The organism is Mesorhizobium caraganae (assembly GCF_016836705.1).
In the GTDB taxonomy this organism is placed as follows: Bacteria; Pseudomonadota; Alphaproteobacteria; order Rhizobiales; family Rhizobiaceae; genus Mesorhizobium; species Mesorhizobium caraganae.
In genome coordinates this window covers 679,671-698,629 of the sequence record NZ_JAFCGY010000001.1, presented here as the reverse complement: position 1 = coordinate 698,629, position 18,959 = coordinate 679,671, and the positions used below count along the sequence as shown (strand labels likewise).

Sequence of the window (18,959 nt, the reverse complement as noted above, 5' to 3'; positions counted from 1 at the left end):
ACGCTTAAGTGCGCGGCCATGGGCAAGGAAGTCGAACGCAAGTTCCTGGTCTCCAGCGCCGACTGGCGTGATCTGGCCGAGGCGGATATCCGCATTCGCCAGTTCTACCTTGCCGCAGCCCCTGGCCGCACCGTGCGCGTGCGCATCAGCGACGGTAGCTCGGCGAAACTGACGCTCAAATTCGGCAGCCGCGCCCGCGAGCGCGACGAGTTTGAGTATCCGATCCCGCTGGCCGATGCCGAGGAGATGCTGGCCTTCGCCATCGGACATGTCATCGAGAAGACACGCCACCATGTTAGGCATCGCGGCTATCTCTACGAAGTCGATGTTTTCGGCGGAATTCTTGCCGGCCTGGTGGTGGCCGAACTCGAGACGCCGGAGGATGTACCTGACGAAATGCTGCCTGATTGGCTCGGCCGCGAAGTGACCGGCGAGCAAAGGTTTTACAACGCGTCGCTCGCCCTTGGGGGGATTCCGGAGATCGCCGCATGAGTTTTCGCATCGATCCGCGCCTGCCGCTGACCGGCGAGGTCAGACGCATCCTTGGCGAGGAAATCGGCAAGGCGCTTGCGCATCTGGCCGCGGCGCACGAACGGCCGGAGCCGGCGCTACACAAATGCCGCAAGCGGCTGAAGAGCGCGCGCGCCTTGCTGCGCCTAGTCCATTCCGGTAACGAAACGTTTTGCCAAACTGAAAACCAGTGCTACCGCCAGGTGGCGGCCCTGCTGGCGGGTCCGCGTGAAGCAACCGCCCTGGTCGAGACCATCGACCGGCTGGCGGCCGCCTTTCCGGAGCATGTTGCCGGCGGCGGCATCGACAGCGTGCGCGATCGGCTTATTGCCCGCCAGCATGAAATGCATGCCGGCGCCGGCCTCGACGCCGCCATAGGTGCTGCGACCGCCGCCTGCGAGGAAGGCCTGGTCCGGATAGAGCGGCTGCTGCTCCCGGATTTGCCCGAACACGCCGCCGACGTGCTCGCCGACGGCGCCCGCAAGACCTTGCGCCGCGCCAGGAAGGCGCTGGACAGGGCGGGATCGCGCGGCGAGGCCGAGGATTTCCACGACCTGCGCAAGGCGGCAAAGACCCACTCGATGCATTTGTCGCTGCTCGGCCGGCTGTGGCCAACGCCGATTAAGGTGCGGCGCAAGGCGGTCGACGAACTGGGCGAAAAGCTCGGCGAACTGCACGATGTCTTCGTCATGCGCGCCCTGCTCGAAGCCGACGACGAACCTCTCGGCGATGCCCAGAACACCAAGCTTCTGGGCAAGCTTTTGAAGCGCTCGGAAAAGAGCCTGAAGAAGGCCTGTCTCGCCGGGGCCGCCGACCTGTTCGGCGACAACCCCAAGCGCTCGACAAAGAAACTTGCCCGCAATGCGCGCGACGACCTCGCCGGCCCAGCGCCCCAGGAAGAGACGGGCGTTCCGGTCGGTTGACGGCGCGCTGGCCCTTGCCGGTCGGCCCGTGCTAGTCACGCTCTACGATGACCGCGCCCGGCGACACGCTTCTCGACCGACTTGGCCGCTGGCTTGCCGGCCGGCTGCAGGAAGAATCCTCGGGCTATGAGCCCTACACGCCGTCCGACGCCGAGACGTTGCGGCGCACGCTCGAGCCCGGCGACATCCTGCTCATCGAGGGCAACCAGAAGATCTCGGCGGCGATCAAATACCTGACACAGTCGACCTGGTCGCACGCCGCCTTCTATGTCGGCGATGCCTTGTCCGAACCGGAGGACGGATCGGAACGGCGTCGGCTGATCGAAGTCACGCTCGGCGAAGGCTGTGTCGCCGTGCCGCTGTCCCGCTACCGCACCTACAACACCCGCATCTGCCGCGCGAGCGGCCTGACCCCGGAAGACCGCGACACGGTCGTCGCCTTCATGATCGGCAAGCTCGGCTTGAAATACGACCTCAAGAACATCTTCGACATGCTGCGCTATTTCCTGCCGACGCCGCCGGTTCCGGTGCGCTGGCGCCGCCGCATGCTGGCTTTCGGCTCCGGCGATCCGACGCGCGCCATCTGCTCGACGCTGATCGCCGAGGCGTATGGCGAGATTCGCTATCCGATCCTGCCCGAGATCACCCGCGCGCCCGGCCGCGCCTCGGCGCAGTCGAATTATTCACGCCGGGAAATCCTGCACATCCGCCACCACTCGCTCTACACGCCGCGCGACTTCGACCTCTCGCCCTTCTTCCGCATCGTCAAGCCGACGCTCGAATACGGTTTCGACTATCGGGAGATGGTCTGGGAGGACAACGCAGGCACAGACGTCGCAGCCGCGAAGGCAGCCGCAATCGCCTCAGACACGTGATGGCTTTCGGCCGGGGTCAGGACATGTTCCTCTGTCCGGCCGAGGTGCAGGCGTTTCCCAGGGCGGCCTGTATCACGCCGAAACCGCAATAGCGCCCTGGTTTTCGGCTCTGTGTTCGACCCAGACATGGACCGGTTCGTCCCGGCCGCGGATGCTCACCGGACCATGATCGCGCGCATTCAACTGTGTCGTGGGCGATTCCGCCTTCGCGGCCTCAATCAGTCGTGACCCAAAGCAAATATTCGCCTGAAGCTCACGGCAGAGCGACTGCAGACGGCTGGCGACGTTGACGGTGTCGCCCACCACCGCGAAGGACAGATTGCGCTCGCTGCCGACCGCGCCGATGACGACAGCGCCATATTGTGCACCGATCCGAACGTCCAGCGGCGGGTATCCCCTGGACACCCGCTGCACATTCCAGTCTTCGAGAGCGGCGATCATCGCTTCAGCGCACTGGATGGCCCGAGTCGCATCGTCATGGCTGGCTTGCGGAACCCCGAATGTCGCCATGATGCAATCGCCGATATAGTTATCGACGGTGCCATGGTGGTCGAAAACGACCTGCTCCATGCGACGGTGGAACTGACGCAGAAGTTCGAACACTGCTTCGGCCGGATGATCCTCGGAATAGTGTGTGAAGCCGACGATGTCGGCGAACAGCACCGCGATATCCTGCCGGCGGACCGGGCCGAAGGGCTCGTCATCCGTGGCGAGCTGGTCCACGACATTGGGCGAAAAATGCCGGGCGAGATTGGCGCGCGCGCGCTCTGCCTTGACATAGTCTTCCGACAGATGTCGGGAACGAGAGACGACCAGCGCCATGATTGCGCCGATAATCAGCACGACCAACACGTTGGTCGCCTGCGCGAATGTATCGACGAAATTGGGGTTGAGATAGAGGTTCAGTCGCTCTGTGACCGGCATCGAATAGAGGTTCGTCGTCGGAATGACGGTTCCCGGACGAAGAATCACCCATCCCACGCCGATGGCCCACGTCAAGGCCGCGAGCGCGCCGAGATAGAGCGCCAATCGTGTCGAAAGGGTCAGCGCGCCAAGGCATACGAAAATCAGTAGGAATTTGAAACTGCCCTCGCGCAGTTGCATCGCGGCCGGCGCGACCTCCTGGGAAAACGGGTTGGGTGCTACCAGCAGAACGGTCAACAGAATGATGTCCAGCGTACCGACGAGGTAACCGATCCACCATCGCGCCGTGCGACGGCGCGCAAAGCGAAACTGGATCAGGCCGACGAGCTGGAACAGCAACAGGCCCGCCAGCACGAAGAGAAGCGAGGCATCCCAGCGGCTGATCAATGAAAAGAAGCAGAAGATCACGGCGAGCGATGCCGTACGCGCCCAGAACTGCAATGCAGCACCCTGGCGTTCTGCGCGCGCCCGCAAATTTTTCAGGCGCGAATAGCGGCGAAGTTCAAGTGTTGGCGCGGTCGGCATAGGATCACTTCGATTTCACGGGGACGTGTCACGCATTCGGCAAACCCGACCTCTACAGTCTGGCAAATCAGTGCGCGAACTCTATCATGAATGTGGTTTCATTTTTGAAATGCGGCGGCAAAGAGCAAAAACGTCCAGACAAAAGATCATGTTGAAAACCGACGCAGTACAGGCGGTGGCTTGGCCGTGTCAGGCCGGCAAAGGACGGCGTCCCTTTGCAAGAGCGGCGGGCCGGTCGAACGCTCCGGCATCCCTGGGGTGCGGGCCGATCGGCATGATCGCCGGAAACGGCGTCGCACCGAAAGCAAACGTCCATTTGTAGCCGGTCAGCCCGTCTTCCGGCGTCGTGTGCTGGTCGTGATGGGCGAGCAGCTTGACGCGATCGGCCAGTTCCTCGGCCTCGCGCTTCACCATCTCCGCGGTCTCCGGCCGCATCCGCCGCGAGAACGAGACGAAGGTCGCTTCCCGCTCCAGATGGGTGATCGCCCAGCCGATGAAATTCTTGTTGGTCATCTCGAACAGTGGCCTGAGCGGCCCTTCGAAATTCCACTGGATCGGCGTGTCGACCAGCAGCCGTGCCGACAGCCCGCTGCCCAGCGCAATCAGCCCGAGCGCTTCGAGATCGCGCAGATAGAGAAACATCGAGGCTTCGCTCAGGCCTTGCGAGCGCATGACGCCTTCCGGCGTGAATTTCTCCGACAGCATGACGAAGATGAACAGCAGCTCCGGACGTCCCGCGAGCTTGCGCTCGATCTCCGGTGCGATGCGGTTGACCGGTCCCGGTCCCCTGTTCATCGAACCGAGCACGTTCTCCAGCTCGACGCCGGCGGCAGCGCAAATCTCGACCAGCCGGTCGAGCTTGCAATTGCGCTCGTGAAAAATGCGCTTCACCGTCGGCTCGGAAACGCCCATCCGCTCGGCAAGGTCGCGATAGGTGACGCCCTTGGCCTTCAGCGTCCGCTTCAGCGCCTCGAAGATCAGGCCGTTCATGGAATGCACCTCTTTTGCGCCATTTGGTATCGGGTTTCGATACTAGCGGCAATCTGTCTTCCCGGAAAGTATCGAAAACTCTAGCTCTCCGCTCGTCATCACAGGAGACCTGGCCATGAAAACCTTCATCACCTCGATTTGTTTCGCCGCCTTCGGCATCGCGCTTGCACCGGTCGCCCAGGCCGGCGAAGTCTGGCGCGCTTCCGGGTTCCAGCAGCCGGAATCGGCGCTGTTCGACGCCGCCAACAATCGCATCATCGTCTCCAACATCGTCGGCAATCCCGGCGAGGCCGACGGCAACGGCTATCTCTCGGTGCTGTCGCCGGACGGCAAGACGATAACGCACCACTGGACCGACGGCATGGATGCGCCGAAGGGCTCGGCGATCTCCGGCGGCAAGCTCTACGTCGCCGACATAACCAAGGTGCGCGTCGTCGATCTCGCCAGTGGCAAGCTCGTCTCGACCATCGATGTGCATGGCGCCGTCTTCCTCAACGACGTGACATCGGACAGGTCGGGCAAAATCTATGTCACCGATATGCTGGCCGACGCCATCTACCGCGTCGACGGCGATAAGCCCGAGCTGTTCGTCAAGGACGCGATGCTGGCGTCGCCCAACGGTGTCTTTGCCGATGGCGATCGGCTGATCGTGGCGTCCTGGGGCAAGGGCATCAAGGCCGATTTCAGCACCGCAGAACCCGGCGGTCTGCTGTCGGTCGATCTCGCCAGCAAGACGGTTTCACCGTTGCCGGGCGCACAACACTTTGCCGACCTCGACGGCGTCATCGCCATCGGCGACAGCATCTACGCTACCGCCTACATGACCGGCACGCTCTATCGCTACAAGGATGGCGGCGCCCCGCAGGTTGTGGCGCAGTTCAAACCGGGCAGCGCCGATATCGGCACCGATGGCGAAAGGATCTTCGTGCCGCGGATGAATGAGGGCGAGGTCGCGGCGCTGAGCCTCGAGTGAGAGTTACGAACGGCGCCTCTCCACCAAAAGTGCCATGCTGCTCAAGGCAACGGAACCGGCGAGTCGGCGAGCGTCCGCAGATAGGCGATCACGTTCAGCCGATCCGCTTCATCGGGCGCGCCGCGGACATCCATGTTCACGCCCGGCGTTGTCAGTGTGGGGCCGGCGAGAAAAATGTTGAGATCCTCGTAGGTCCAGGCACCCTCCCAGGCCATCAGGGTCTGGGAGTAGCGGTCGAACTTTGTCGACGCCTTGTCGCGTCCGACAATTTTCCACAAATTCGGCCCGATGGTGGATACATCCTGTTCACGCTTGACATGACAGGGAGCGCAGTTGGCGGCAAAGAACACCGCGCCCTTTGCCGGGTCAGCCTTTGCCAGCTTCGTGGAAATCGGCTCGGGCTTCAGAATGACGACGCCATGAGCCTTGAGGTACACGGCGATGTCGGCATGGTCCTCGTTCTTTGCAAGATGGTAGGGCGTGATAATACCCGGTAGACGGGCGGGGTCACCCCGGATCCAGACGGCGTTGACGTCCGCGCCGGCTTCAACGAGCACCTTGACGCAATCGAGACAGCCGTTCTCGATCGCGAAGTGCAACATGGTCTCGCCCCTCGCCGCAGCGTTAGGGTCAGCACCATGCGCCAACAACAGTCGCATGAGGTCGACGGAGTTCTTCAGGACGGCAACGGTGAGCGGCAGGCCGAGTGTCGACTCCTTGCTCACATCGGCCCCGCGCTCGATTAGCAGTTCTGCCGCTTCGGGATGGCCGCTACGCACTGCCAGGAAGAGCGGCGTGGCGCCCTTTTCCGGCTCCTCAATGTCCGCTCCTGCATCGAGGGCGGCCGCGATGGCAGCCAGGTCGCCGCTCTTGGCCGCATCGTGAAGCGGACCGCCTTGGGCGGTAGCGAGTGCACCCAAATAGATGAGCACGCTTCCAATCAATTCACGCATCTGGCTCTCCCTCGGCAGACACGATGATCGGGAAGGGTATACCCGATCAAACCCTCCGGCGAGTCCGGAATGCGCCGCGTCGGGTCCTGCGAATGTCAATCGCGCCTTTTCTGGTTCCCTTTCAGTTGCGCCCGCGCATCCCGGATCGAAGCGGCAAAGGTCACCAACGGCCGCTTGACGCCGTGGCTGATCAGCGTGCGACGCGTCTGCGGCGAGGCGCCGGCGATGATGAATCGCACCCCGGCGCGCTTCGCCTTGTGCGCCGCGCCCTCGATGACATTGGCTGCGGTGGAATCGAAGAGCGGCACCGCTGAGCAATCGAGGATGAAGTTCTTGCGCTGGTCGGCGATGCGGTCCAGCACCGTGCCGACGGTCGAGGCGGCGCCGAAGAAGAAGGCACCGGAGATGCGATAGACGACGGTGTCGGCATCGCTCGCCTCGCTGGCATCGTAGGCGCGGCCGCTGCTGTCGGCGACGTCGTCCTGCACCAGTGGCAGGTCCGCCTCCACGGCGATCGACTTGGCCATGCGGTCGATGAACAGGATCGAGCCCAGCGCGAAGCCGACGACGATGCCTTGAGTGAGGTCGCGGAAGACGACGATCAGGAAAGTCGCCATCAGCACCAGCGCATCGCCGCGCGAAGCGCGCAGCAGTGTGACGAAGGCCTGCTTCTCGAACATGTTCCAGCACACCACCGCCAGCACCCCGGCAAGGGCGGCAAGCGGGATGTAGCTCGCCAAAGGTGCGGCCACCAGCATGAAGACCAACAGGAACAGCGAATGCAGCATGCCCGAAACCGGGCCATGCGCGCCGGCCCGAACATTGGTGGCGGTGCGGGCGATGGTGCCGGTGGCGCAGATGCCGCCGAACAGGGCAGACGCGATGTTGGCAAAGCCTTGCGCGACGAGCTCGCAATTGGAGCGATGCCGCCGCCCGGTCATGCCGTCGGCGACCACGGCCGAGAGCAGCGATTCGATGGCGCCGAGCAGCGCAAAGGCCACGGCGTCCGGCAGCACCGCAATCGCCTTGTCGAAGCTGAGCGCCGGCAGCGCCGGAAACGGCAGGCTGCGCGGAATGCCACCATAGCGGGTGCCGATCGTTTCCGCCGGCAGGGAAAGCAGCGCTACGACAAGCGAGGCCAGCCCGACGGCGATCAGCATGCCCGGCCAGCCGGGCCGCCAGCGCTTCACCGCGACGATGGTGGCGATGGTCAGCACCGCCACCAGCGTCGCCGAGATGTTGATCGTGCTGGCCGCCTTGGCGATCGCCATCAGCTTCGGCAGCAGCGGCCCGGGCTCCGGCCCGGCAAGCCTCAGCCCGAACAATTCGACGATCTGGCCGGAGAAGATGATGATGGCGATGCCGCCGGTGAAGCCGACCGTTACCGGATAGGGGATGAATTTGATGTAGGTGCCGAGCCTGAGGTAGCCGATGGCGAGCAGGAAGACCCCGGCCATCATCGTTGCCAAGAGCAGCCCGTCAATGCCTTCGCGCTGCACCGTCGCCGCCACCAGCACGATGAAGGCGCCGGCCGGGCCACCGATCTGGAAGCGGCTGCCGCCGAGTGCCGAGATGATGAAGCCGCCGACGATGGCCGTGAACAGGCCGCGCTCCGGCGTCACTCCCGACGCGATCGCAATCGCCATCGACAGCGGCAGTGCCACGATGGCGACGGTCAGCCCGGCCATGAAGTCGGCCTTGAACTGCGGCAGGCGGTAACCCTCGCGCCAGACCGTCACCAGCTTGGGTGTGAACAGCTCGGAAAATGTCGGCTTTGCCGATTTCTGGGCCGACTTCTGGGCCGGTTGATGTACTGCCCGCCGGATCTGATCCATGGACTGCCTTCCGCTTGCGTGAAGGCGGCGGGATCGTCGGCAGGACTGTCGGCGGTCGCCGTCGCGACTAATGCCGGCTCAGCCTTGCGGGTTCGGCGGCGCGACCGGCTTGAGGCGCACGCCCCGGCCACCGCGCTCGCTGGTCTGGTTCTCGCCGATCAGTTCCACCCCGGCCTCGTCGAGTGCCTGGATGACCTTCATCAGCGTGTCGACCACGCCCCTGACCACGCCGTCGCTCGCTTCCATGCGCTGAATGGTCGGAAGCGAAACCCCGGCGCGTTCGGCGAGCGTCTTCTGATCGATGCCGGCAAGCGCCCTCGCGGCGCGCATCTGCGCGGCAGTGATCATCGGCCGGAACCCCCGTCTGAGTCTGCAGTTTCTACGTATAATACAATCACGGTGATGTTTCAACCATCATAAAGCATATATGAAACATGATGCATCTGTGGAGTCTGATGACGGGAAACGGGAGAAGCATGCTACGCTAACGCCTTGGTTCTTATTGGCGGGGAGATATCAGTTGAAGATTTTCAGGACCTTGATGACATCGGCAGCCTTGCTGTCGGCGGTTTTTCTGCTGGCAGGCTGCGGGCACGGGCTGATCAACCGGCTGATCTGATTGCCGCTCCGGACCGTTAGTTTTTTTCAAGCTCGCTGTCACTATCCGCCACCGCATGCCGCCGCTGCAGCAGCCGTGCCGCCAGCCAGCACAGCATTGCCCAGGCGAAGCCGGCGCACCAGCCGGCGAGCACGTCGGAAGGCCAGTGGACGCCGAGATAGACGCGGCTGACGCCGACCAGCAGCGTCGTCAAAACCGCCAGGCAGAGCACGAAGATTTTGGTCGTGCGTCCCGGCAGGAAGCGCGCCGCCAACGAGCCGAGCGTCAGATAGGTCACCGCCGAGACCATGGCATGGCCGCTTGGGAATGACAGCGAGGTCTCGTTGGCCAGGTGAGAGACGAGGTCCGGGCGCGGCCGGTCGACGCCGGCTTTCAACAGGCTGGACAGCGCCTGGCCGCCGGCCACCGCCACGAGGATGAACAGCGCCGTTCCTGCCTTGCGGATCAGCAGCAGATAGACAATCACCGCCGCCACGATCAGCACCAGCACCGCGGAGCTGCCGAGGCTGGTGATGTCGCGCATCGCTCCCTGCAGCCAGACCGGGCCGAGCGGAACGTCGGGATGGCCGGCCTGGCGGAAGGCGAGCAGGATCTCGGTATCGAAAGCATGCGGGGTGGTGTCGCGCGCCACTTCCATCAGCTCCTCGAACCCCCACAGTCCGCCGGCGATGATCAGTCCGGCGAGCAGCACCGGAAATTCGATCCAGTTGGCGAGGGTACGAATGGCGGCCTTCATCGGACTATAGCCGCCCCTGTAGATAGGGCCCGAGTGTGATCAGCGCCACGGCGGCGATGGCCAGCACAATGCCGGTTGCCTGCAAAGCATTGACGCGTTCGCCGAAGAACACCAGCGCCACGGCGTTGACCGCCACCAGCTGGATCACCGCCGACAGGCTGAACGACACCGACATGCCGAACTCGCGGACCAGCCGCAGCATCATCAGATTGCCCGCCGTATAGAGCGCCAGCGTCAGCAGGATCTTGCCGAGGCTCGGCGCCAGCCCCCATTGCTTGGCCGCGATTGCCGCCAGTAGGAAGATCACCGTCGAAATGACGAGCTGCGCCAGTCCCCAGAAACTCACTTTGTGCCTCGCTGCCGTTTGTGGCAGCCCTTGTTTCGCAAGCACGCGGGCTCGTCAAGCAAGGGGCATTGGCGCAGGGCATGACTTGGCGGTTTGAAACCGTCCGTCATGCCGCAAAAAAATGTGACCAGCCCAGGGGTCGAACAGGCAACACGCCAGCGGCGAGGACTGGGGACGGTTTGGCCGCCAAAACCGCTCTCCTGCCTGGATTTGGTCAAGCCTCGGGAAAGATTGGACATTTATTCTTGGCGCCCTAGATCTTGTGGCGGAGGCTGCCATGCCGAAGTCTGTTTATGACCGTGGCCTGCTCAGGCCCGACGACATCGCCAAGCTGCAACGTGTGTTCGACGAGGCCTGCCGCAGGCGCGACGTGCATCCCGATTCGGCGGAGGCGCGGGAGATCGCGCTGAACTTGCTCGCGCTCCACAATGCCGGGATGGTCGAGGAGGAAATGCTTATGGAAACCGTCGGTTTCCGCCGGTTGGAGTCGAAATCAGCCTGAGCCCCCAAGGCGGCCTAGCCGGCGCGCTGCACGACGGCCACGTTCATCTTTGACCTCAGTTGGAAGCCGATGGATTCGTATAACCGAATCGCGTTGGCATTGTCGGCATAGGCGTGCAGGTAGGGAACCTCGCCGCGCGCCATGATCCGGTTGGACACGAACACCGACAGCAGCCGGCCAAGGCCGCCGCCGCGAAAGTCCGGATGCGAGCACACGCCGCTGAGTTCGCTGTAACCGGGCTGCTTCATGCGCTCGCCGGCCATCGCCGCCAGCCTGCCATTGATCTTCACGCCCCAGAAATCGCCGATGCTGAGCGCCTTGAGCGTGAACGGCCCGGGCTTGGTCAGCGACGCCAGAGCGAGCATCTCGGCCGCATCGTCCAGCGTCAGTTGCTGGACGCGCTCATCCGACACGGCGGGTAACGGCGCCTCGGCGACCATCTGAACACCGAAGGCGGTCACGGTCGCGGTCAGTTCAGACGGCAGGGCAATAGGATCCGCCTGAAGCATAAACACGCTTTCACCTGCTGGAACGAGTCTTGCGAGCGCCTGCAGGCTTTCGGCGTCGTCGGTCGCGGTGGCGGCGAAGGGAACGATCGACGCGGGATAGCGCCTGGCGAGCTCGTCGCCATAGGCAAAGATGCGATGCCGCGTGTCGAGCGCGCTCCAGACGGGCCGGTCGAGGACATGGCTCATGGCACAGCATCCTGCTTCACGCGACGCTCGAGTGGGGCTGCCGCCAGGCCGTCCTCGATGGCGGAGAGCTGTTCTAGAAGTGGCCCTGTCAGGCCTCTGCACAGGTCGGCGACGGCGTTCTCGATGCGCGGCCAGACGTCCCGCTTCGCTCTGCTGACGAGACGCTGCCCATTCCCGGTCAGCGAGACCATCCTGCGGCGCTGGTCACCGTCCGACTGAACAACCTCGACCAGTCCTAACTCGGTCAGCAGCGCTACGCTGCGTGTCACGCCCGGCTGGGTGATCCCGAGCGACTGCGCCAGCTCGCCGACCGGCAGCGGCCCAAGCCGATCGAGCGCGGCCAGCAGAGGGTACTGGCTCGATTGGACCGGCACCTCCAGACCATCGAGCATGCGCTGCGTATCGGCCTGCAGCTGCTCGCCGATCCGCTTCAGCCTGCTGCCGAGGGTGAGGTAGCCAAGAGATCGAATGATGTCTTCCATTGTGGTCCGCACCTTGTTCATTACATGTTATATAACAAAGCAAGAAATGGAATCAAGACTACCCTGCAGGAGGGCGGAGCCTCTCAGCTTCGTCGTCCCTGGGGGGAGCGGCCGCGCAGCGGCGTCGCGAAGACCCTGGGATCCATGCCGCCGCGACCTTGGCCGTGGAGTGCAGCGGAGCAGAACCGCCTTGTAGCTCACAGTCGCGGCATGGAGCCTCGGATCTGCGGTGCGTCGCTTCGCTCCTTGCTTCGCCCGCGGACGACGAAGGGACGGGGTGCCTCAGCCAATCGCAAAGGCCGCTACGACCCTCTGACGATCTGCCTGGCGATCGCTTCGGCCTGCAGGCCGGCGCTGTGGAAATAGCTGGTCAGGCTGGGCCGCATGCCGATGAACCACAGACGGGGCTGGCCGCTCGGCGTGCCGCCGTTGGCCTTCGGCACGCCCTTGGCGTCGAGCACGCCGAGATCGCCGAGCATGGTTTCCAGCCCGGTGCGATAGCCGGTCGCTGCGATCACCACATCCGGTTCAATCACCGTATCGTCCTTCAACCGCACGCTCGCGCCTTCGAAGGCCGCCATGGGCGCCACCACCGAAATCCGTCCGGCCCTCAGCGCGGCGACGGCGCCGTCGTCGACGGCAATAGCAATCTGCTCGACGCCGAGCCGGCTGGCGCCGCCTTTCGGCGCCGGCGGCAGTCCAAAACGGGTGAGGTCGCCGAACACTAGGCGTTGCGTCGCGGCGATCACGGCGTCGGCAATCCACGTCGGCAGCATCGCCATGAAGCCGCCGAAGCGCGCCACGGCAATCTTGCCGATCCGCTTCGGCATCAACGACGGACCCTGCCTGGCCGACAGCCACACAGCTTCCGTATCGGCGCGGGCAAGATGATTGAGCACGTCGAAGCCGGAATTTCCGGCCCCGACCACCAGCACTTTTTTGCCGGCATAGTCTTCCGCTGTGCCGAAATCAGCGGCGTGGACGAGCTTGCCGGTGAAAGTCGCCTTGCCTGCCCAGTCCGGCGTCCACGGCAAGCGGTCACGGCCGGTGGCAACGATGACGTGACGTGCGCTCAGCACTCCTTGACTGGTATGGACGAGCCAGTGGCCGCCGTTGCGCTCGATCCGTTCGACGGCGGTGCCGAATTCGACCCTTATGCCGCGGGCGCGGGCAAAATCATTGAGATAGCCAACGATGACATCCTTGTTCGGAAAGGCGGCGGTGCGCGATGGATAGGCGAGACCGGGCAGGGCCGACAGCGCGCGATGCGTATTGAGGGTCAGCTTCTCGTGCCGTCGCCGCCACGGTTCGGCGATCCGCTGTTCCTTGTCCAGCACAACCGCCGCCATACCGCGCCGGCCAAGCGCGTCGGCAGCTGCCAAGCCGGCCGCCCCGGCGCCGATGACGATCACCGTCTCATCAGAGCCTTTCGGCCCCCGGACGATAGGGATCGTTTCGCTTGTCGTTGCCGCCATTCGGTCGAGATTCCCTTTTAGCTGCGCGATGGGGACCCGTCCTATATGGCACGTCCTGTATGGCACATGGGCGATATGATCGATAATGAGGTCGCGTCAATGCGACTGATTCGAGGCCTTGGGGGCAGGCCTCTGTTTATCATCGGCACGCGGAAGCTCGACCATGCCCTCCTTGCGTATCTTTCTCGACAGACTGCTGGAGGGCGCTGCAGCCAAGGTGCCGCGCCAGGATCTGACCCATGTCGAGCGGCTGGCGCTGGTCCGCCGGCACGGCGACTTCTCGCTGGCCTATTCGACCGCCGTACAGCAAAAACTGTCCTATTTCGGCGACACTGAGGGCTATATCGCCTTCGGCACCAAGATGAAGCACCATTTCGCGCTCGGTGACCCGGTGGCCTACCTGCCCGATCGGCCCGACTACATAAGACGGTTCGTCGAAGCCGCAGACAGCCCGTGGTTCGTACAGATCGGCGAACCGACGGCGCGCGTGCTGTCCGGGCTCGGCTACCAGGTCAACCGTCTCGGCATCGACACGCGGCTGGAGCTTCCCGCGCACGACTTTTCCGGCAAGCGCAACGAAACCGTGCGCTATTCAGAACGCTGGCTGTTGAAGAAGGGGTTTTCCTTTGGCGAGGGAGCGGTCTATCTCGACGAGGTCCAGCGCCTGTCGCAGAACTGGCGGGCCGACCGCATCGTCAAGCGCTGGGAGATGGCGTTCCTCAACCGTCCCTTCGCCGATCATCTCGGCATCGATATGCGCCGTTTCGTGCTCTACAGCCCGGAAGGCGAGCTCGTCGCCTTGCTCGATTTCGACCCGCTGTTCAGGGACGGCAAGGTGATCGGCTATACCACCTCGTTCAAGCGCAAGCATATCGATGCTTCGCCGCATGCCGAAATCGGCCTGACCAAATTCGCCGTCGACCGCTTTCGCGGCGAGGGCATTTCCGTCGTTACGCTCGGCCTGTCGCCGATGCTCGACGTCGGGGCCAATGAATTTGCCGAATCGAGCTTCTGGCGCAACGCTTTTGAGCGCGCCTATGAATCGCCCTGGGTCAACCGCAGCAAGTTCAACCTGAAGGGCCAGGCGGCGTTCAAGCGCCGCTTCCACGGCGTCGAGGAGCCGACCTACATCGCCTTCCGCAAAGGCACGCTGGTCGAGATGCTGGGATTGCTGCGCCTGATCAAGGCGGTCTAGCCCTTGGCCGAAGCCACGGTTCGTCAGTTGCGCAGCCGGTAGCCGGTCCGGAATATCCAGGCGACGATGGCGATGCAGATGGCCAGGAACACCACGGTCATGCCGAGGCTGACGCCGACCGAGACGTCGGACTTGCCATAAAAGCTCCAGCGGAAGCCGCTGATCAGATAGACGACCGGGTTGAACAGCGTCACCGTGCGCCAGACCTCGGGCAGCATGTTGATCGAATAGAAGCTGCCGCCAAGGAAGGTCAGCGGCGTGATGATCAGCAGCGGCACCAGCTGCAGCTGCTCGAAGCTTTTCGCCCAGATGCCGATGATGAAGCCGAACAGGCTGAAGGTCACCGCCGTCAGCACCAGGAAGGCCAGCATCCAGAACGGATGCTGGATGTGCAGCGGCACGAACAGCGAGGCCGTGGCCAGGATGATCAGGCCGAGGATGATCGACTTGGTCGCGGCGCCACCGACATAGGCAATGACGATCTCAAGATAGGACACCGGCGCCGACAGCAATTCGTAGATCGAGCCGACGAATTTCGGGAAGTAGATGGCGAATGAGGCATTGGAAATCGACTGCGTCAACAGCGACAGCATGATCAGGCCGGGCACGATGAAGGCGCCGTAGCTGATGCCGTCGATCTCGGTGATGCGCGAGCCGATGGCCGAGCCGAAGACGACGAAATAGAGCGATGTCGAGATCACCGGCGAGACGATGCTCTGCAGCACGGTGCGGAACGCTCGCGCCATCTCGACCCGGTAGATCGCCCAGACTGCGCGCCAATTCATGGTTCTTGCCTCAGCAGATTGACGAAAATCTCCTCGAGCGAGCTGTTTTGCGTGTCCATGTCACGGAACTGGATGCAGGCCGCCTCGAGCTCGCGCAGCAGCGAGGCGACGCCGGGGCGTTCGCTCTGATTGTCATAGGTGTAGGTCAGCTGTGTGCCATCCGGCGACAGCTCCAGCTTGTAGCGCGAGAAAGCATCGGGAACGGCGGTCAGCGGCGTGCGCAGCTCCAGCAGCAGCCGCTTGCGTCCAAGCTTGTGCATCAGCTCGGCCTTGCCTTCGACCAGGATGATCTCGCCCTTGTTAATGACGCCGACGCGGTCGGCCATCGCCTCGGCCTCTTCGATGTAATGCGTGGTGAGGATGATAGTGACGCCGTCGTCGCGCAGCCGGCGCACCATCGCCCACATGTCCTGGCGCAGCTCGACGTCGACGCCGGCCGTCGGCTCATCGAGGAACAGCACGCGCGGCTCATGCGACAGCGCCTTTGCGATCATCAGCCTGCGCTTCATGCCGCCAGACAGCGTGATCGCCTTGGCGTCCTTCTTGTCCCACAGCGAGAGGTCGCGCAGCACCTTCTCGACGAAGCCCGGGTTGGGCGCCTTGCCGAACAGGCCGCGGCTGTAATTGACCGTCGTCCACACCGTCTCGAAGGCGTCGATGGTCAATTCCTGCGGCACAAGCCCGATCAGGCTGCGCGCGGCGCGGTAGTCCTTGCCGATGTCATGGCCGTCCACGGTGACCGTGCCCGACGAACGGTTGACGATGCCGCAGACGATGGAGATCAGCGTCGTCTTGCCGGCGCCGTTCGGCCCCAGCAGCGCGAAGATCTCGCCGCGTTCGATGTCGAGGTTGATTTCCTTCAGCGCCTTGAAGCCGGTGGCATAGGTCTTGGTGACCCCGGAAATCGCAATGATGGAGGGCGAGATAGTGGAAGACATGAGGCGGGAAACGACTGCTTGAAAGGGATTATTATTGCGCTGAATGTCGGTGCGCACGGCCGGAAGTCAATGCCGCTGCTGACAATTCTGGACAAACGTTCTCTTTTCGAGGGTTTCGCCAAGGGTATTGGGGGACGCTGAGGGTTTGGCCCGATCTGCTGCGACAACGCGCCCCGCGTGGCGCCACGCCGCTTTGACCGGGCTGGGCTTCCGCCCTATTCTTCAATCACAAACAGCAGCCGGAGCCCGCCATGGACCCGCTCATCCTGTCGCGTATGCAGTTCGGGGCGAACATTTCGTTCCACATCCTGTTTCCGACGATCACCATTGCGCTTGGCTGGGTGCTGTTGTTCTTCAAGCTCCGCTACAACGCCACCAATGATTCCGCCTGGATGCGCGCCTATTTCACCTGGGTGAAGGTGTTTGCGCTGTCCTTCGCCATGGGTGTGGTCTCGGGCGTCACCATGAGCTTCCAGTTCGGCACCAACTGGCCGGGCTACATGGAAACGGTCGGCAACATTGCCGGCCCGCTGCTTGCCTACGAAATCCTCACCGCCTTCTTCCTCGAAGCGGCCTTCCTCGGCATCATGCTGTTCGGCTTCCGCCGGGTGTCGAACCGCGTCCACACGCTGGCCACGGTGCTTGTCGCCGGCGGCACCACGCTGTCCGCGTTCTGGATCATCGCGCTCAATTCCTGGATGCAGACGCCGGCCGGCTTCGAAATGATCGACGGCAAGGCGCATCCCGTCGACTGGTGGGCGATCGTCTTCAACCCGTCCATGCCTTACCGCCTCGTGCACATGCTGCTCGCCTCGGGGCTCACCGTCTCATTCCTGATCGCCGGCCTGTCGGCGCTGCGCTATCTCAGCGGTGACCGTTCGGAATCGATGTGGAAGGCGCTGCGCACCGGTGTGTTCACCGCCGCCATCCTGATCCCGATCCAGATCTTTGCCGGCGACCAGCACGGCCTGAACACGCTGGAGCACCAGCCGCAGAAGATCGCCGCCATGGAAGCCAACTGGAACACCGGGCCCAACGTGCCGCTGGTGCTGTTTGCCTGGCCGGATGAGGCGGCAAAGGAAAACAGGTTCGAGGTCGCCATCCCCGATGGCGCCAGTGTCGTGCTGCGGCACTCGACCAACGGCATCGTGCCGGGGCTGAACGACTATCCCGGCCTGCATCCGCCGGTCCTCCCGTTGTTCTGGGGCTTTCGCATCATGGTCGGCACCGGCATTTTGATGCTTGTCGTCTCGTGGTCGGCCACCTTCTTCCTCAAGCGCCGCCACAGCCTGCCAAGGCCGCTGGCCATGCTGATGGTGCCGATGGCGCTGTCCGGTTGGCTGGCGACGCTCGCCGGCTGGTACACCACCGAGATCGGCCGCCAGCCCTGGCTGGTCACAGGCGTGCTGAAAACGGCGGACGCCGTCGGCCCGGTCGCCGGCAGCCATGTCGCGCTGACGCTGGCGATCTACCTCATCCTCTATGTGCTTTTGCTGATCGCCTATCTCGGCGTGCTGGTGCACCTGGCGCTGAAGGCGGCCAAGGACGGCGACACCTCGCCGCTGCCGGGCGTGATGAAGACGGCCATGTCGCAACCGGCCGCGGGCGAGTAGGGAGAGAAAAATGACCTTCGACTGGCCAACCGCGCTCCCCCTGATCTTCGCCGGCCTGATGGGCCTCGCCATCCTGATCTACGTCATCCTCGACGGTTTCGATCTCGGCATCGGCATCCTGTTCTCGGTCGCCGAAGATGCCGAGCAGGACACGATGATCGCGGCAATAGGCCCGTTCTGGGATGCCAACGAGACCTGGCTGGTGCTGGCCGTCGGGCTGCTGCTGGTCGCCTTCCCGATGGCGCATGGCGTCATCCTGACCGCCCTCTACATTCCGGTCTTCGTGCTGCTGGTCGGCCTCATCCTGCGCGGCGTCGCCTTCGACTTCCGCGCCAAAGTGCCGTCTGGAAAGAAGCATCGCTGGAATCGCATCTTCTTCCTCGGCTCCATCATCGCCTCGCTGGCGCAGGGCTATATGCTGGGCGTCTATGTGCTGGGCCTCGATGTCGGCCTTGGCGGCATCGCCTTCGGCGCGCTGGTGGCGCTTTGCCTATCGGCCGCCTATGCCGCGATGGGCGCCGCCTGGGTGATCTACAAGACCGAGGGCGAGTTGCAGAGGAAGGCGGTGCGCTGGCTGCGCACAACCCTTGTGCTGACCGCGCTCGGCATGGCGGCGGTGTCGCTGGCCACACCCTTCGCCAGCCCGCGCATTTTCGCCAAATGGTTCGTCTGGCCGGAAATGCTCTATCTGTCGCCGCTGCCGATCCTGTCGGCGCTGCTGTTCCTGTGGCTGTGGCGGCAGACCTTCCATCTGCCCAAACCCGACGACCGCCATGCGCTCCGGCCGTTCCTGACGCTGGCCGCCATCTTTGCCCTCGGCTTTGCCGGGCTTGCGTGGTCGTTCTACCCCTTCGTGGTGCCCGATAAGCTGACCATCTGGCAGGCGGCGTCAGCGACGGAAAGCCTCGCCATCATCCTCGCCGGCACGGTGGTCGTGCTGCCGGTGATTATTTTCTATTCGTTCTATGCGTATCGCGTGTTTGGGGGGAAGGCGACGGATTTGACGTATGATTGAACGTCGATGACAGCGCCTTTCTCCCCGTCACTATACGGGGAGAAATGCCC

General features: G+C 63.6%; 20 protein-coding genes. 8 read left to right on the top strand and 12 right to left on the bottom strand.

The features are described from left to right. The first annotated feature begins 18 nt into the window (after window positions 1-18). From JQK88_RS03450 to JQK88_RS03440, 3 genes are read left to right on the top strand one after another with little or no spacing between them, the layout of a single operon-like run. Window positions 19-492, top strand: coding sequence for a CYTH domain-containing protein (locus JQK88_RS03450; protein ID WP_192257128.1), 474 nt, complete (start codon window positions 19-21; stop codon window positions 490-492). Continuing rightward, the gene (locus JQK88_RS03445; protein WP_203277437.1) at window positions 489-1,433 is read left to right on the top strand and encodes a CHAD domain-containing protein; all 945 of its coding nucleotides are present in this window, start codon (window positions 489-491) and stop codon (window positions 1,431-1,433) included. The genes JQK88_RS03450 and JQK88_RS03445 overlap by 4 nt, the downstream gene beginning before the upstream one ends. A gap of 47 nt (window positions 1,434-1,480) precedes the next feature. Beyond that, window positions 1,481-2,308, top strand: coding sequence for a C40 family peptidase (locus tag JQK88_RS03440; protein WP_203277436.1), 828 nt, complete (start codon window positions 1,481-1,483; stop codon window positions 2,306-2,308). Between the two features lie 72 nt (window positions 2,309-2,380). Here JQK88_RS03440 and JQK88_RS03435 read toward each other — a convergent pair whose 3' ends face one another. Beyond that, entirely contained in the window at window positions 2,381-3,757 is a 1,377-nt protein-coding gene (locus tag JQK88_RS03435; protein ID WP_192257134.1) for an adenylate/guanylate cyclase domain-containing protein, read from the bottom strand. 189 nt (window positions 3,758-3,946) lie between these two features. Next, window positions 3,947-4,747 carry a helix-turn-helix domain-containing protein gene (locus tag JQK88_RS03430; RefSeq protein WP_210388212.1) on the bottom strand — a complete coding sequence of 267 codons (801 nt, stop codon included), beginning with the start codon at window positions 4,745-4,747 and terminating at the stop codon, window positions 3,947-3,949. Window positions 4,748-4,862: 115 nt separating this feature from the next. Between JQK88_RS03430 and JQK88_RS03425 the strand changes: the two genes are divergently transcribed. Beyond that, window positions 4,863-5,720, top strand: a complete 858-nt coding sequence (locus JQK88_RS03425) for an SMP-30/gluconolactonase/LRE family protein (protein ID WP_192257138.1) — start codon at window positions 4,863-4,865, stop codon at window positions 5,718-5,720. A 41-nt stretch (window positions 5,721-5,761) separates the two neighbouring features. Here the strand turns inward: JQK88_RS03425 and JQK88_RS03420 are convergent, their stop codons facing one another. The 5 genes from JQK88_RS03420 to JQK88_RS03400 all read right to left on the bottom strand — a co-directional run bounded on the left by JQK88_RS03420 (window position 5,762) and on the right by JQK88_RS03400 (window position 10,209). Beyond that, complete coding sequence (locus JQK88_RS03420; RefSeq protein WP_203277434.1) at window positions 5,762-6,673, bottom strand: ankyrin repeat domain-containing protein; 912 nt, start codon at window positions 6,671-6,673, stop codon at window positions 5,762-5,764. A gap of 95 nt (window positions 6,674-6,768) precedes the next feature. After that, window positions 6,769-8,508, bottom strand: coding sequence for a SulP family inorganic anion transporter (locus JQK88_RS03415; protein ID WP_203277433.1), 1,740 nt, complete (start codon window positions 8,506-8,508; stop codon window positions 6,769-6,771). A gap of 78 nt (window positions 8,509-8,586) precedes the next feature. Further along, a complete protein-coding gene (locus tag JQK88_RS03410; protein ID WP_023673276.1) occupies window positions 8,587-8,856 on the bottom strand; it encodes a helix-turn-helix domain-containing protein in 270 nt (89 codons plus the stop codon). A 287-nt stretch (window positions 8,857-9,143) separates the two neighbouring features. Further along, window positions 9,144-9,863 (bottom strand): phosphatase PAP2 family protein, encoded by a 720-nt coding sequence (locus JQK88_RS03405; RefSeq protein ID WP_203277432.1) that lies wholly within the window; start codon window positions 9,861-9,863, stop codon window positions 9,144-9,146. A 4-nt stretch (window positions 9,864-9,867) separates the two neighbouring features. Continuing rightward, entirely contained in the window at window positions 9,868-10,209 is a 342-nt protein-coding gene (locus JQK88_RS03400; protein WP_192257146.1) for a hypothetical protein, read from the bottom strand. A 277-nt stretch (window positions 10,210-10,486) separates the two neighbouring features. On the opposite strand from JQK88_RS03400, the gene JQK88_RS03395 reads away from it, so the two are divergent. After that, window positions 10,487-10,711, top strand: coding sequence for a hypothetical protein (locus JQK88_RS03395; RefSeq protein WP_203277431.1), 225 nt, complete (start codon window positions 10,487-10,489; stop codon window positions 10,709-10,711). A 14-nt stretch (window positions 10,712-10,725) separates the two neighbouring features. Here JQK88_RS03395 and JQK88_RS03390 read toward each other — a convergent pair whose 3' ends face one another. From JQK88_RS03390 to JQK88_RS03380, 3 genes are all read right to left on the bottom strand, one after another. Next, window positions 10,726-11,406, bottom strand: a complete 681-nt coding sequence (locus JQK88_RS03390) for a GNAT family N-acetyltransferase (RefSeq protein WP_203277430.1) — start codon at window positions 11,404-11,406, stop codon at window positions 10,726-10,728. Next, the gene (locus tag JQK88_RS03385) at window positions 11,403-11,888 is read right to left on the bottom strand and encodes a MarR family winged helix-turn-helix transcriptional regulator (protein WP_203277429.1); all 486 of its coding nucleotides are present in this window, start codon (window positions 11,886-11,888) and stop codon (window positions 11,403-11,405) included. Before JQK88_RS03385 ends, JQK88_RS03390 begins: the two co-directional genes overlap by 4 nt. A 302-nt stretch (window positions 11,889-12,190) precedes the next feature. After that, complete coding sequence (locus tag JQK88_RS03380; protein WP_203277428.1) at window positions 12,191-13,363, bottom strand: flavin-containing monooxygenase; 1,173 nt, start codon at window positions 13,361-13,363, stop codon at window positions 12,191-12,193. A gap of 163 nt (window positions 13,364-13,526) precedes the next feature. Between JQK88_RS03380 and JQK88_RS03375 the strand changes: the two genes are divergently transcribed. Further along, window positions 13,527-14,558 carry a phosphatidylglycerol lysyltransferase domain-containing protein gene (locus JQK88_RS03375; protein WP_192257153.1) on the top strand — a complete coding sequence of 344 codons (1,032 nt, stop codon included), beginning with the start codon at window positions 13,527-13,529 and terminating at the stop codon, window positions 14,556-14,558. A 23-nt stretch (window positions 14,559-14,581) separates the two neighbouring features. Here the strand turns inward: JQK88_RS03375 and JQK88_RS03370 are convergent, their stop codons facing one another. Both JQK88_RS03370 and JQK88_RS03365 read right to left on the bottom strand, forming a co-directional pair. Then, window positions 14,582-15,343: an ABC transporter permease gene (locus JQK88_RS03370; RefSeq protein ID WP_112559080.1), complete on the bottom strand. Its 762-nt coding sequence runs from the start codon at window positions 15,341-15,343 to the stop codon at window positions 14,582-14,584. Further along, the gene (locus JQK88_RS03365; RefSeq protein ID WP_192257155.1) at window positions 15,340-16,281 is read right to left on the bottom strand and encodes an ABC transporter ATP-binding protein; all 942 of its coding nucleotides are present in this window, start codon (window positions 16,279-16,281) and stop codon (window positions 15,340-15,342) included. The genes JQK88_RS03370 and JQK88_RS03365 overlap by 4 nt, the downstream gene beginning before the upstream one ends. A 251-nt stretch (window positions 16,282-16,532) precedes the next feature. Between JQK88_RS03365 and JQK88_RS03360 the strand changes: the two genes are divergently transcribed. Continuing rightward, window positions 16,533-17,894, top strand: coding sequence for a cytochrome ubiquinol oxidase subunit I (locus JQK88_RS03360; RefSeq protein ID WP_203277427.1), 1,362 nt, complete (start codon window positions 16,533-16,535; stop codon window positions 17,892-17,894). Window positions 17,895-17,904: 10 nt separating this feature from the next. Continuing rightward, a complete protein-coding gene (locus tag JQK88_RS03355; RefSeq protein ID WP_203277426.1) occupies window positions 17,905-18,909 on the top strand; it encodes a cytochrome d ubiquinol oxidase subunit II in 1,005 nt (334 codons plus the stop codon). Window positions 18,910-18,959 lie beyond the last annotated feature (50 nt).